The organism is Nocardia sp. NPDC003693, from assembly GCF_053981095.1.
Genome location: NZ_JBSFNO010000002.1, coordinates 230,838 through 245,135, shown reverse-complemented (window position 1 = coordinate 245,135; position 14,298 = coordinate 230,838). Strand labels below are relative to the sequence as shown.

At 68.8% G+C, this 14,298-nt stretch carries 7 protein-coding genes and 1 pseudogene; 3 read left to right on the top strand and 5 right to left on the bottom strand.

What is annotated here, in order from left to right:
* Positions 1 to 51: 51 nt before the first annotated feature.
* A pseudogene (locus ACWDOP_RS04905) lies at positions 52 to 3,207 on the top strand (non-ribosomal peptide synthetase); the annotation flags it as partial.
* 155 nt (positions 3,208 to 3,362) lie between these two features.
* Here ACWDOP_RS04905 and ACWDOP_RS04900 read toward each other — a convergent pair.
* From ACWDOP_RS04900 to ACWDOP_RS04890, 3 genes are all read right to left on the bottom strand, one after another.
* Positions 3,363 to 5,489 carry an amylo-alpha-1,6-glucosidase gene (locus ACWDOP_RS04900; protein WP_456343967.1) on the bottom strand — a complete coding sequence of 709 codons (2,127 nt, stop codon included), beginning with the start codon at positions 5,487 to 5,489 and terminating at the stop codon, positions 3,363 to 3,365.
* Between the two features lie 42 nt (positions 5,490 to 5,531).
* Positions 5,532 to 6,644, bottom strand: a complete 1,113-nt coding sequence (locus ACWDOP_RS04895; RefSeq protein WP_456344054.1) for a glycosyltransferase family 4 protein — start codon at positions 6,642 to 6,644, stop codon at positions 5,532 to 5,534.
* A 347-nt stretch (positions 6,645 to 6,991) separates the two neighbouring features.
* The gene (locus ACWDOP_RS04890; protein ID WP_456343966.1) at positions 6,992 to 8,071 is read right to left on the bottom strand and encodes an AMP-binding protein; all 1,080 of its coding nucleotides are present in this window, start codon (positions 8,069 to 8,071) and stop codon (positions 6,992 to 6,994) included.
* A 216-nt stretch (positions 8,072 to 8,287) separates the two neighbouring features.
* On the opposite strand from ACWDOP_RS04890, the gene ACWDOP_RS04885 reads away from it, so the two are divergent.
* Together ACWDOP_RS04885 and ACWDOP_RS04880 are read left to right on the top strand one after the other, a co-directional pair.
* Positions 8,288 to 9,268 (top strand): ABC transporter substrate-binding protein, encoded by a 981-nt coding sequence (locus ACWDOP_RS04885; RefSeq protein WP_456343965.1) that lies wholly within the window; start codon positions 8,288 to 8,290, stop codon positions 9,266 to 9,268.
* A gap of 182 nt (positions 9,269 to 9,450) precedes the next feature.
* A complete protein-coding gene (locus ACWDOP_RS04880) occupies positions 9,451 to 9,795 on the top strand; it encodes an MmcQ/YjbR family DNA-binding protein (protein WP_454206370.1) in 345 nt (114 codons plus the stop codon).
* Positions 9,796 to 9,853: 58 nt separating this feature from the next.
* Here ACWDOP_RS04880 and ACWDOP_RS04875 read toward each other — a convergent pair whose 3' ends face one another.
* Both ACWDOP_RS04875 and ACWDOP_RS04870 read right to left on the bottom strand, forming a co-directional pair.
* Positions 9,854 to 11,890, bottom strand: a complete 2,037-nt coding sequence (locus ACWDOP_RS04875) for a M13 family metallopeptidase (protein ID WP_454206368.1) — start codon at positions 11,888 to 11,890, stop codon at positions 9,854 to 9,856.
* Between the two features lie 63 nt (positions 11,891 to 11,953).
* Complete coding sequence (locus tag ACWDOP_RS04870) at positions 11,954 to 13,993, bottom strand: M13 family metallopeptidase (RefSeq protein WP_456343964.1); 2,040 nt, start codon at positions 13,991 to 13,993, stop codon at positions 11,954 to 11,956.
* Positions 13,994 to 14,298: the final 305 nt, after the last annotated feature.

Below are 14,298 nucleotides of genomic sequence, written 5' to 3'. Positions count from 1 at the left end.
GGAGGCCGGGGGCGGGTGCACCGCGTCCCGCCCGAACAAGGATTTACCGCGGTGAGCCGCGCCGGAGCCGAGGTGCGCGGCACAGTGGTGGAGCCGCGACCGCTGTCGGCCGGGCAGCGCCGGATGTGGTTCCTGCAGACCCGCGATCCGCTCGATACGACCCTGAACATCTGTGTCGCCTACCGGCTTTCGGGCGATCTCGACGAACTCCGGCTCCACGCCGCGTTCACCGCGGTCTATGCCCGGCACGACATCCTGCGCACCACGTACGGCGTCGACGCCGACGGCGAGCCCTTCCAGGTCCGCGCCCACACCGCCGAGGTGCCCTGGCAATACCACGATCTCACCGAGCTGCCCGAGACCGGCCGCGCCGTCCGGGTGGAGGTGCTGGCGCGCCGGGAGTTCGCCCGCGCCTTCGACCTGTCCGTCGACGCGCCGTTGCGGGTGAGCCTGCTATGCACCGGCGTTCGCGAGCACGTGCTGCTGCTGTCCGCGCACCACATCTGCTGGGACGACGACTCGTGGGGCGTGCTGTTCGCCGACCTGAACTCCGCCTACCGGGGCGCCGAGAAAGATCCCCTCCCAGCCCAATTCGTCGATCTCGAGGTCCTGGACGCGCCCGCCCCGGATCCCGTGGACATCGACTACTGGCGTACCGCGCTGCGTCACATCCCCGAACCCCTGGAATTACCCGGCGCCGCCGTGCACACCCCCGGTCGCGATGCCGCCCGCTGCACCGTTCCGCTGCCCGCCGGTCTGCTCGACCGGCTGGACGACTTCGCGCGCGCCCACGCGGTGAGCCCCTTCACGGTGCTGCTCGCCACCTATGCCGCCCTGATCGAGCGCTACACCGCGGCGGGCGATTTCCTCATCGCCATCCCGGCCACCGAACGCCGCTCCGCCGCGGCCTCGGACCTGATCGGCTATTTCGGCAACACCCTGCTCATCCGCGAAACAATCCACGCCGGAGCGTCTTTCACCGAGGTTGTGGCGGCCACCGCGCAGTCCTGCCTGGCGGCTTTCGCCCGCCGGGGCGTGGGCATCGACCGGGTGGTGCGCGAGGTGAATCCCGAGCGCACCGGTGGTCGCGACGGCATGGAACACCTGGTGCGGCTGGCGTTCAGCGTGCGCGGGGGCAGCGGTGGCTTCGACCTGGACGGCATCGAGGCGACAAAGCTCGATGAGCCGGGCGCACCGACCGCGCAGGTGCCACTGGCGCTGGCCGTGGTGACCGCCGCGCCGGGCGCGGGTGTCGCGCCCGCGGCCGTGCTGACGGCCGAGTATCAGGTCGACGTGCTCTCCGGCGCGCTGGTGCGGCGCATGCTCGAGCACTTCGTCCACTACCTGGACAGCGCCCTGACCACACCGGATCGTCGCATCCGCACCCTCGACATGCTCGGCCCGGACGCTGCCGCCGAACTCCTGGACCTCTCGCGCGGCCCGTCCGTTCCCCTGGCCCCCACCACGATGGTCGCGCTCTTCGAACGGTCGGTGGTCGCGACCCCGCACGCGACGGCCGTGGTCTCGGACACCGAGCGCCTCACCTACGCCGATCTCGCCACCCGCGTGCACCGCTTGGCGCACCGGCTCATTCGCGAGGGACTCGGCCCCGAGGACATCGTGGGTCTGCGCATGAGCATGTCGGTCGAATTCATTGTGGCGCTGTTCGCGGTGCTCGAGGCCGGCGCGGCCTACCTGCCCATCGATCCGGCGTATCCGCCGGCCCGTATCGAACAGCTGATCGCGGATTCCCGCCCTCGCCTGGTGCTCGACCCCGATACCTTCGCGGTGGCCGAAGCCGACGCCGCGGGTCTGCCCGCGACCGCGCCCACCGACGCCGACCGTGTGCGCCCGCTCCGCCCTTCGCACCTGGCGTACGTCATCTACACCTCCGGCTCCACCGGCCGGCCCAAGGGCGTCCCGGTCGAGCACGCGGCGATCGCCGAGCACGTCACCGGTTTCGTGGCGGAATGGGGGATGACCGCGCGGGACCGGCTGCTGCAGTCCTCCTCGGTGAGCTTCGACGCCTCGCTCCTGGATATCTTCGTCACCCTGGTGCTGGGCGCGCAGCTCGTCGTCCCCAAACCCGATGCCTTCCGCGACATTCGCTACCTCGCCGATCTCATCGCCCGCCACCGCGTGACGGTGCTGCACCTGATCCCCTCCATGCTGAGCACGCTGCTGCTGTTGCCCGAGGTGAGCGAATGGCGTGCCCTGCGCCAGGTTCCGGTGGGCGGCGAGGCGCTGTCCGGCGAGGTCGCCGACCGGTTCGCCACCGTCTTCGACGCGGAACTGCGGAACCACTACGGCCCCACCGAGGCCGTGGTCTGCGCGACCCACATGCCGGTCGAGGGCCCGCAGGGCACGGGCATCGTGCCCATCGGCATACCGAACCAGAACGTGCACGCCTATGTCCTGGACGCGGCGCTCGGTCTGGTGCCCGCCGGTGTCGTGGGCGAGATCTATCTGGGTGGTGCGCAATTGGCGCGCGGCTACCTGGGCCGTCCCGGCGCCACCGCCGAGCGATTCGTCGCCGACCCGTTCACCCCGGGCGCGCGCCTGTACCGCACCGGGGATCTGGCCCGCCGCAACGAGTTCGGCGAGATCGAGTTCGTGGGCCGGGCCGACGAGCAGGTCAAGGTTCGCGGCTACCGCATCGAACCGGGCGAGGTCGAAGCCGCGCTGACCTCGCATCCCACGGTCGGGCACTGCGTGGTGACGGCGATCCGGGATCCGGCCAACGGACCGTCGCTCGCGGCCTACCTGGTTCCCGCGGCCGGGCGGGTCGTCTCGGTCGACGCGGTTCTCGCCCACGCCGCGACGGTGCTCCCGGACTACATGCTGCCCACCGCCTTCGCGGTCATCGACGAGATTCCGCTGACGGTCAACGGCAAGCTCGACCGGCGGGCGCTGCCCGCACCGGTGACCGCCGCCGCCCACCGTTCGCACCGCGCCCCGGCCACCGCCACCGAGCGCCGGGTGTGCGAGATCTACGGTCGGCTCTTCGAACGCCGGGGCGTCGGCGCGGACGACTCGTTCTTCGATCTGGGTGGTCATTCGCTGCTGGCGGCCCGGCTGGTCGCGCGGATTCGCGCGGAGTTCGGCGTGGAGTTCGAGGTCCGGGTCGTCTTCGACGCGCCGACCGTCGCCGAGCTGGCGGCCCTGCTGGTCGCGCACTTCCGTACCGAGTTCGACATCGATCTCGACGCCGCGGCGGCGCGCGACGGTGCCGCCGCGCCGATCCCGAGGCCGACCGGCACACCGAACACCGGAACCTCGGCGTGCGCGCCCTGAGCGCCGCACGCCGACAGACCCCGGGTCGCCGCCACCGGCTGGGGCGGCGGCGACCCGGGTCCGAACGCTCAGTGTGTGATGAGCTGCCAGTCGTCGGGCAGATGCGACGCCGTCACCCGATCGCCCTCCACCGCGAGGTCGATCAGCGCGCCGCCGAGCCGCAGATCGGTGAGCTCGATCCGCCCCCAGCGCGCGGGCAGATGCGGCAGCACCGTCAGCGAGCGGCGCGGCACGTCCGGATCCAGTCCGAGGAACGAGCGCACCAGCAGCAGCGGCGCGGCGCTGGCCCACGCCTGCGGGGAGCAGGAGGTGGGATAGGGCACCGGCGCGGCGAACTTGGAACGCGGGAAACCGCAGAACAATTCGGGCAGCCGGCCGCCGAACGCGGCCGCCGCGTCCCACAGTCCGTCGGCCAGTCGGGTCGCCAGGTCGATGGCTCCCGGGATGTGCCGGTACTTCAGCAGCCCGGCGACGCCGATCGCGGTGTCGTGCGGCCACACCGACCCGTTGTGATAGCTCATCGGGTTGTACGCGCCCATCCGGGAAGACAGTGTGCGCAGGCCGAATCCGCTGTCCATGTCCCCGGCGGCGAGCCGGTCGATCACGATGGCCGCGTGCTCGTCCGAGACGATGCCGGACCACAGGCAGTGCCCGATATTGCTGGTGAGCGCGTCCAGCCGGCGTTTGTTGCCGTCCAGGGCCACGGCGAACCAGCCCTTCTCGGGCAGCCAGAACGCCTCGGCGAACTTGGTGCGCAACTCCGCGGCCCGATCCCGCAGGTGCCCGGATGTGGTTGTGTCACCGAACTCCTCGGCCAGATCCGCGCGCGCCAGCAGGGCGGCGTACACGTAACCCTGCACCTCGCACAGCGCGATCGGCGGTTCGGGCAGGTGACCGAGCACGTCGTTGATGCCGTCGAAACTGTCCTTCCAGCCCTGGTTGATCAGGCCCCGGTCGGTGGCGCGCCGATACTCCACGAAGCCGTCGCCGTCCCGATCGCCGTAGTCGGCGATCCAGGCCAGGGCCGCGTCGGCGGCGGGCAGCAGCGCGCGCACCGCCTCCACGTCCGCGCCCCATCGTCGAGCCTGCGCCAGCAGCATGACGAAAAGCGGTGTCGCGTCGATGGTTCCGTAGTAGGTCTCGCCGCCGAGCACCTGCCCGCTGGCCGGCCCGCGCCGCATCTCGTGCATGATGCGCCCGGGCTGCTCCTCGGTGAGAGGATCCTGCTTCGTCCCTTGCATTTCCGCGAGCTGCTGCATGGTGCCCACCGCCAGTCCGACGTCCAGCGGCAGTGCCATCCACGCGGTCAGCAGCGAATCGCGACCGAACAGCGTCATGAACCACGGCGCGCCCGCTGCCACGAAGGGCCGCCCGCCGCGGGTCTCGTCGTGGATCTGCAGTGCGCCCAAATCGCTTTCGGTGCGGCGCAGCACCCGGGCCAGGTGCGGATCGGAGGCGGTGACGTTGGTGGCGGTATCGCGCCACGCCGCGATCTTGCGACTGGGCTCGCTGAGTTCGTACTGCTCACCCGTGCGCGGTGGTGAGTGCACCGACTGGCCGCCGTGCGTCGGCTGGGCCAGGATCTCGGTCTGCCAGCTCCCGCCGGCCGGGACCACCACCCGCCACGACAGCGAACCGGGCAGTACCACCGGGGTTTCCGAGGACGAGACCGCCAGTCCGCGGGTCCGGTCCGCGCGATCGTTCAGCAGCAGCTCCACGTCGGCGACCATGATCTCTGCCCGCGCGCTGGCGGTGCGGCCCTCCTTGACCGCGAACAGGTCGACGAAGTCGGCGTCGATGTGCAATTGCAGGTCCAGGGCGGTGGTTTCGCGCCCCAGGTTCTCCACCGTGATCGTTTCCCGGAGCCCGTCGGCGACCAGTCGCTCCCGGACCACGAGCACGGTGCTGTCGGCGGCGCCGGCCCGCGGGGGCCGGCGCAGTATGAACCGGGCGGTGAAGGCCTCCGGGTTCAGCACCGAGAGTGGTTCGGGCCGTTGCCCGTCCAGGCGCAACTCCCAGCGGGACAGCACCCGGGCGTCGCGGTAGAACAGGCCGTACGGCGTGCCCGGTTCCACGTCGCCGAGCCGGTCCGATAGACAGAAGGTGCTGCTCTCCACCAGGGTTACCGCACCGCTGAGTCCGCCCAGCGCCGAGGGTTCACCGGTGTTCAGAGCGGCCGGGGCCTCTCCGTTCATAGGAGCCTTCCTGTGTCGTGTCCACGCCCGGCCCGGGTGGCGTCACCGATTCGGCGGCATGGATTGTGGTGCGGCATCGGCGGATCGGGCGTGCACGACGGGGACCCGGTTGCCGCGGTGGTGGTCACGGGCGCGCAGCACGCGGTGATAGATCTCCTCGTACCCCCGGCCCAGGGTGTCCGCCCCGAAGTGCGCGGCCACGTGATCGCGCATGGCCCGCGGATCGTAGGTCCGCACTTCCTTGATGGCGGTGGGGAGTTCGCTCGGATCGTCGCAGACGCGCCCGGTGACGCCGTCCACGATGACCTCGGCGACCGCGCCTCCGCGCAGGGCGACCACGGGCGTGCCGCAGACCATCGCCTCGATCATGACCATGCCGAACGGTTCCTCCCAGCGGACCGGGAACAGCAGGCAACTCGCCCCGGCCAGCAGTGTGCGTTTGGCGGCGGCGTCGGCCATTCCGAACAGGTGATCGCGTTCGGTGAGCAATGGCCTTACCGCACTGTCGAAATACCTCATCTCGGGCGGTTCGGCGCACTTTCCGGCGAGGATCAGCGGGATGTCGGCGGCGTGCGCGGCCTCCAGTGCCAGATGCGGCGCCTTCTCCTCGGTGAACCGGCCCAGGAACAGAGCGTAGTCCTGTTTCTCGGGCCGGAAGGGCCAATCCGGGACACGGAGCGCATTGTGCACGCGTCCAACCCAATTGAGGTCCGGGGCCAGCACGCGCTGTCGATCGCTGATGGCCACCAGGTGCGCGTCCGAGCCGAGCGCGCGATAGTACGGGTACGGATCACCGGTGACCGGACCGTGGACGGTCACCACGGTCGGCAGGCCGAGCGCGCCGTAGACGGGCATGTTGAGCGGTCCGGCGAAGGTGTGGTCGTGCACCAGGTCCAGGCCCTCCAGCAGGGCGAGTTCCTCGATGGCGTGCCGAACCTTCAACGCGTGCAGCACTTCCGGGAAGGGATTGCCCAGGCCGTCCGATTGGATCTCGTCCCACAGCGAGACCAGCCTGCCGCGGGTGCCGTTCACACCCGCGCCGAACAGCGTCACCCGGTGCCCGCGATCGCTGAGCGCGTCGACCAGATCGGCGACCACCGCTTCCACGCCGCCGTACGCCTTGGGTGGTATGTCGAAATACGGTGGGACCACCATGGCGATGCGGAGCTGTTCCCTGTCGGGGAGCGGGAATTCGAATGCGGCAGTTGCCGGGCCGGGCGTCACGTACTCCGTGCGCATAGCCCCTCCTTCCAGAACGCGAGCGTCGACGCCCGGTGTGCGCGGGGCATCGAGACAGGTGATCGTGGTCCGGGAAGACGGCGCGACGACTACAGCACCATTGGTGGGGTCGTCACCGTCGGTCGTTCACGGTGAGACCAGGATCGAAAGGTCCGCCGGTTCGCGTCGTCGCGACGGGCGGCCACTGAGTGATTTCCACGATATCGCCGGAGATCACACATTTCGGGCAGATTGTAATGTTCCGCCGTTTATTCGGAGAAAGTTCAGGCGGCGAAGTCGACGGGATCGCTCGGGTCGTCCAGGTCGAATTCGGAAACATGTGCGGCATTGGTAGATTCGGCCACGTCGAAGACGAGCCAGCCGTCGGCGTTCCAGTGGCCGCGCGCACCGGTCGGGTAGATTCGGCCATCGGGGGCAAAGGGATCCGCGAGTGCGGCGATGTCGGAATCGGCCGCCAGCGCCGCGCCGCCGAGGTACACGTCCCCGGTCACGCCCGGCCCGACCAGGCCCAGCGCCGCGTCGAGCACCAGCACCCGTGCGCCCGGAATGGGGCGCAGCCGTCCGGTGCCGTCCAGCGGGCCGCGCGCGGCGACACCCGCGTATTCCGGTGCGGTGTACGCGAACCCGGCCACCGATCCCGGCGCGATGGAGCCGAGCAGGCCGGAAAGAATTGCCGGGCAGCCGGTTCCGGTGATGTCCCAGCGCCGCACGGTCGGCAGCGCCGGCGCGGGGCGGTCGGCGAGCGCGGCCAGGGTGTGCGCCTCGGCCACCACGTGGGTGGCGGCGCAGGTCGAGATGAGTTCGGCCAGGGCGATCGGATCGTTGCGCTGGGCGGCGGTCGCCAGCACGAGGGTGGCGCCGTCGGCGAGCGCCGCCAGCAGTTCCACCGCGGCGTCGGCGCAATCCCAGGTCGTGGCGAACAGGCGCACGTCGGCCGAACCGTAGGCGGGGTCCACCCGCACCGAACGACAGTCCGCGACCACGGCCCGCCGATCATCTGCGGCGGCGGCCAGCGCGGCGGGGGTCAGCGTGATGCCGGGGGAGTCGAGGATCAGCGCCGAATCGGTGGCGGCGGCGTCCGCGATATCGCGGAACAGCCGGGCCAGGCCGTCGAGCGAGGGGCCCGCGCTGCCGATCGCGCGGCCGTCGAGGCAGCCGTACAGCTCGGCGTAGGTCAGGATGTGCCCGCCGTAGCGGACCGCGGTGCGCACCATGGGCACCCGGCGGCCGCAGTCGATCAGCTTCGTCACCGGCGGCACGTCGTAGAGCTCGACGCCGTTGGCCCACTCGTCCACGAGCCGGTGCCGCTCGACAGCGGTCAGCGCCGGCACCACTTGCTCCATCGCAATCACCCTCGGGACAAATATCTTGATCGACAACTGCACAACGACTGCGCAACTACTTATGCAACCCTAACCTAACGGTTGTGGAACACGATAGGCAGACCTAACGGGAATCGAACCGGCAACATGCCACCGTATCCGGATTGATAATTAGGCTAGGCTCACCTCCGGCTCTCCCGTGCGGGATTGAGCTTTTCTACTAGGAGAGGTCCATCGATGAAGTCGGTCCGCAGTTCACGCGGTTGGACGCGGGCGGCCGTCGCCGCCCTCGCCGGCGCCCTCACCCTCGGATTGGCCGCCTGCGGTAGCGGGTCGGACGAGGCCGGTGGCGGTGGCGAACCCGTCACCATCGCCCACGCCCAGGGCGAGACCACCATCAACGGTGTTCCCGAGCGCGTCGTCACCCTCGGCAACCAGTGGCTCGATTCCGCCCAGGTGCTCGGCGTGCAGCCGGTCGGCTACATCGACAACGTGGCCGTGATCGGCAAGGGCGTCACCCCCTGGGAGCCGGAGTCGCTGAAGCAGGCCAAGGCCCTGGACACCACCGGCAACGTGGTCGAGCAGGTCGCGGCGCTGGCCCCGGACCTCATCCTGGTCGACGCGTTCCTGGCCGACGCCAAGATGTACGGCGATCTGTCCAAGGTCGCCCCGACCATCCCGAGCCTGTCCAAGGATGCCGTCGGCGCCTGGCCGGATCAGGTGCGCGCCCTCGGCAAGGTGCTGCACAAGGACGAGGCCGCGGAGAAGGTCGTCACCGATCTCAACGCGCGCATCGAGGCCATCGGCAAGAAGAACCCGACCCTGGCCGGTAAGACCTTCGTCAGCAGCTGGCTCGCGAGCCCGGCGCAGCTGATGGTGCTCACCGACGCCAAGGATCCCTCCGCCGCGCTGTTCACCCAGCAGGGCATGACCGTTCCGGCCGGCCTCGCCGCCCAGGGTGGCACCGGTGGCCGCCTGTCGCTCTCGCCCGAGCGCCTCGACGAGCTGAACGCCGATCTCGTGCTGGCCGGCTACTCGCCCGGCATGGACGAGAAGTGGAAGCAGCTCCCGGGTTACAACGACCTGCCGTCGGTGAAGAAGAACTCCCTCGTCTTCCTGACCGTGCAGGAGATCACCGCGGTGAACCAGCCGACCCCGCTGTCCCTGCCCTACGTCCTGGACAAGCTGGAGCCCGCCTTCGCGAACGCCGCCAAGTAGGCTCCGCCCGCGTAAGGTTCGACGCTCCACGGCTTTTCGAACACCGCGGTCGTGTCGATATCTCTCGAACACACCCGCTGTGCGCCGGTGCCACCCGACTTCAGGGTGGCACCGGCTTTTCCGGCACCCCGAACGCCCCCTCGGCCCGTAACCATGTCGTACGTGGCTGGGAACATCGGGGCATGAAGGTAGTCGGGGATGATGTTCGGGCGGCGGCGCTGGCGCTGCCGCAGGTTCGGGAACTGTTCGAGTGGGAGATGCCGACGTTCCGGGTGGCGAAGAAGCTCTTTCTGACGCTGCCGGACGGGGAGACGTCCATGGCCGTCAAATGTCCCATCGCCGAGCGGAACGAGCTGGTGCTGGCCGAGCCGAAGAAGTTCTGGGTCGCCGCGCACGAGGCGGGCGGGGCATGGGTCCGGGTCCGGCTCGAAGCGCTGGACGACCTCGACGAACTGGCGGCCATCGTGCTCGATTCCTGGCGGCAGGCCGCCGCGCCGAAGCTGCTGGAGGAACTCGCCGAACGGTGAGAACGCGATACGGCACCCGAGCCGCGGCCCGGGTGCCGTCGATCCGCCGGGAAGTCGCCTACAGCGCGACGCGCTTGTCCGGCGCCAGGAACAGTTTGTCGCTCTCCACCACCCCGAAGGTGGTGTAGAACTCCGGCAGGTTCCGCACGATCTGGTTGCAGCGGAACTCGTTGGGGGAGTGGGTGTCGGTGAGCAGCTCCGCGGTGATCTCGGGGGTCTGGACCTGCCGCCAGCCGCGCGCGTACGACAGGAACAGATCCCGGAAATCGGGATCGGCGTTGCCGTCGCGCTGCTCGGCCACCCGGTAGGCGGCCAGCGCGATCTGCAATCCGCGCAGATCGGCCAGATTCTCACCGAGCGTCAGCTTGCCGTCGACGTGTTCGGGCGGTTCCAGTCCCTCGGGCACCAGCACGTTGTACTGGTCCACCAGTTTCTGCGCGGTCGCGTCGAACGCCGCGCGGTCGGCCGCGGTCCACCAGTCCCGCAGGTTGCCGTCGCCGTCGTACTTGGAACCCTGATCGTCGAAGCCGTGCCCGATCTCGTGCCCGATCGTGGTGCCGATCCCGCCGTAATTCACCGCGCGCGTGGCATGCACATCGAAATTGGGCGACTGCAAATACGCTGCGGGGAAAGCGATTTCATTGTTCGGCGGCGAATAGTAGGCATTAACCGTCTGCGGGCTCATGCCCCATTCGTCCTTGTCGACGGGCTTGCCGAGCCGATCGTTGGCCCGGCGGGATTCGAAGGCCGACATCGCGAGCATGGATTCGACGAGTTTGCCCCGGGTGATGGTGAGCTTGGAGTAGTCCTCCCACTTGTCCGGGTACCCGATCTTGACCCGCATCTTGTCCAGCTTGGCCAGCGCGGCGTCCTTGGTGGCCTGGGTCATCCACGTCGAGTTCCGGAAGTCCTCGCGGTAGGCGGCGAACAGATCGTCCACCATCCGCTTGATCTCGTCCTTGGCCTCGGGCGGGAAGTGCTTCTCCACGTACAGCTTTCCGAGCTGCTCGCCGAGCATGTCGTTGACCGCGGAGACCCCGTACTTCCAGCGCTCGGGCCGCTCCTGCTGCCCGGCCATGACGGTGCCGAAGAAATCGAAGTTGGCGTCGTTGATCCGCTGCGGCAGGTACTTCGCGAAGCCGCGCACCAGGGAGATCTTCAAATACTCACGCCAGACCGCGATGTCGACCTCGCTCCACAGTCGCGCCGCCGCCGGAATGTACGACGGCTGCCCGACCACGATGTCCGCGAACAGCTCCTTGGGCCGGTCGGAGTTGCCCAGTAGCCACGGCTCCCAGTCGAAACCCTTACCGAGCTCGGTCAATTGGGTCCAGGTCATGCGGTTGTACGTGGCGTTGGCATCGCGCATGCGCACGCGATCCCAGTGCTCGGCCGCGATCCGGGTCTCGAGGTCGAACACCCGCTGCGCGATGCCGGCCGCGTCCGCGAAACCCGCTCCGGCGGCGATCTTCTCGAGGTAGACCCGGTAGGCCGCGCGCTTCTCCGCGTGCTCGGGCTTGCTGTAGTAGTCCTGCTCCAGCCCGATCCCGGACTGCCAGACCGAGGGAATGTAGCTGTCGGAATCCTTGCGATCGATGCCGATGCTCAGCGAGACCAGCCCGCCCAGCGGCAATTCCCCCATGACCCTGGCCAATTCGGGCTTGCCCGGCGCCTTGTCGATCTTCTCGAACAACCCCTGCAGCGGCGTCATTCCGAGCTGTTCGATGGTGTCCCAGTCCACGCGCGCGTCGTACAGGTCGCGAATCTGCTGCGCCTCGGACCCCGGCTCCGGGTCGGAGATGCCGTCGATGATGGCCCGCAACTGATCCTGGGTGCGTTCGGCGATCTCCCCGGTGGTGCCGTACGCGACCTTGTCCGGCGGCAGCTTGTACTCGCGCAGCCACTTGCCGTTGACATGCCGGTACAGATCGTCCTGCGCCCGCACCGCCGTATCGGCCCCGGACAGATCCGGCCCCGTCAGCGCGCGCGGCGCCTCGTCCTTCGAACACGAAGCGAGCGCGGCCGCGGCCGGAACCAGCCCCAGGGCGATGAGAAAAGCACGGCGGTCGATCCGCGCCGGACCCGACGAACTCACGTGTGGAACCCTCCCGGTAGCCGAAATTGCTGGCTCGAGGCTACCGGGGATACGGGAACCGCGTCAGAGAGTCACGCGCCGGTCGGGCGCCAGGTACAGCTTGTCGCCCTCGTGCACGCCGTAGGTGTCGTAGAACTCGGCGAGATTGCGCACCACCTGATTGCAGCGGAATTCGGCGGGGGAGTGCGGATCGTTCGCGATCTGATTCTCCAGCGCCTCGGTCGTCATATCGGTGCGCCAGGTCCGCCCCCACGACTCGAACATGGGCCGGAAGTCCGGATCGTCCTTACCATCGCGCTGTTGAACCAGCCGATAGGCCGCCAGCGAGATCTCGAGCCCGCGCAGATCCGCCAGATTCTCGCCGACGGTCAGCTCGCCGTTCACATGCTGATCCGCGGGCAGCCCCTGCGGCACGAGCGCGTTGTACTGCTCGATGAGCTGCTTCGTCTTGGCCTCGAACGCGGCCCTGTCCTCCGGCGTCCACCAGTCCTTCAGGTTGCCGTCGCCGTCATACTTGGAGCCCTGATCGTCGAACCCGTGCCCGATCTCGTGCCCGATGACCGCTCCGCCGGCGCCGTAGTTCACCGCGGCCTGCGCGTCGGGATCGAAGAACGGCGGCTGCAAGAACGCGGCGGGGAACACGATCTCGTTGACGGCCGGGTTGTAGTAGGCGTTCACCGTCTGCGGCGGCATGCCCCACTCGGTCTTGTCGACCTTCGTGCCGAGCCGGTCGAACATGCGGCGCGCGTCGAATTCGTTTGCCGCGATGAGGGATTCGATGAGCTTTCCGCGCGTGACGGTGAGCTTCGAATAGTCCTCCCACTTGTCCGGGTACCCGATCTTGGCGTCGATCTTGTCGAGTTTGACGATGGCGGCCTCGCGGGTCGGCGGCGACATCCAGCCGGAATTACGGAAGTTCTCGCGGTAGGCGGCCTTGAGATCGTCCACCATCTCCAGCGCCCGCTGCTTGGCCGAGGGCGGAAAGTGCTTGTCCACGTACAGTTTTCCGAGCGCCTCGCCGACTGTGCTGTTGACGGTGGAGATTCCGGACTTCCACAGCTCCGGCCGCTGCCGCAACCCCGCCATCTGTTTGCCGAAGAAATCGAAGTACGGATCGGAGACGTTTTTGGGCAGGTAGTTGGCGAACTCGCGAACCAGCCCCAGCTTCAGATAGTCCTTCCAGAGCGGCAATTCGGTCTCGGCCCACAGGTCCGCGGCGCCGGTCACGAAGGACGGCTCGCCCACGTTCACCGTGGCGAACAACTCCTTCGGCCGCTGCGTGCTGCCGACAAGCCAGGTGTCCCAGTCGAATCGAGGTCCGAGCGCGACCATGTCCGACCAGCTCATCGGGTTGTTCGTGGCGTCGGTGTCGCGGGTGCGGACGTTGTCCCAGTGGAATCCGGCGATGCGCGTCTCGAGGTCCACCACCCGGTCGGCGAGGGCGTCCGGGTCGGCGAATCCCGCGCCGGCCGCCATCGCGCGCATGCAGGTCCGGTACCCCGCGAGCTGTTCGGCGTTCTCGGGCCTGCGGTAGTACTGCTCGCCCAGGCCGAGTCCCGACTGCACGACGTACGGCTGATAGGCGTTGGAGTCCGACGGATTCGCCCCGACCCCCAGCCCGATCAGCCCGACCCCCGGCAGCCCGCCCATGACCTCCGCCAGTTCGGGCTTGCCCGCGGCCTGATCGATCCGGTCGAACAGCCCGCGCAGCGGCGTCATACCGAGCTTCTCGATCTCGGTCAGATCCATGCGCCCGTCGTACAGGTCCCGGATCCGCTGCTCGTCGCTGCCCGCCCGCGGGGTGTGGATGCCCTCCACGATCTCCCGCAATTGCTCCTCGACCCGGTCGTTGACCTCGTCGAACGTCCCGAACGACACCTTGTCCGGGGGCAGCTGGTACTCGTCGAGCCACTTACCGTTGACGAACCGGTACAGATCGTCCTGCGGCCGGACGGCCGGATCCGATCCCGACATATCCGGCCCGGCCAGCGTCTTCTTCTGGTCGTCGGGCGAACACGCGGGCAGCAGCGCCGTCGCCGGCAGCACCCCCAGCGCGATCAGGAACCTACGGCGATCGAGAGCGAAGGGGCGCTCATCACTCAACGCGAATCTCCTCTACCGGGGAAAACGGCCATTGCTGAGACGTTGCCGAATCGACGCTAGTGGCTGACCCTGAGCGCGAGCTGAATCGTCGATCCCCCGGCTTGTCCCGGAACCCCCTACCCGATTTCACTCCCACCTGCGGCTTGGCTACACTTGACCGGTTGCCTGCGGGACCTGTACCCGCAATCCGGCCGCGAACCCCCAGTGGTCGATCGGGTTTCCGATCGTAGAACCGCAGGTAGGCGCGCGTTCGGTGGGTAACTGACCATGCTCGTCGGGTCGGCAATCCGGCGCGCATTTCGTCC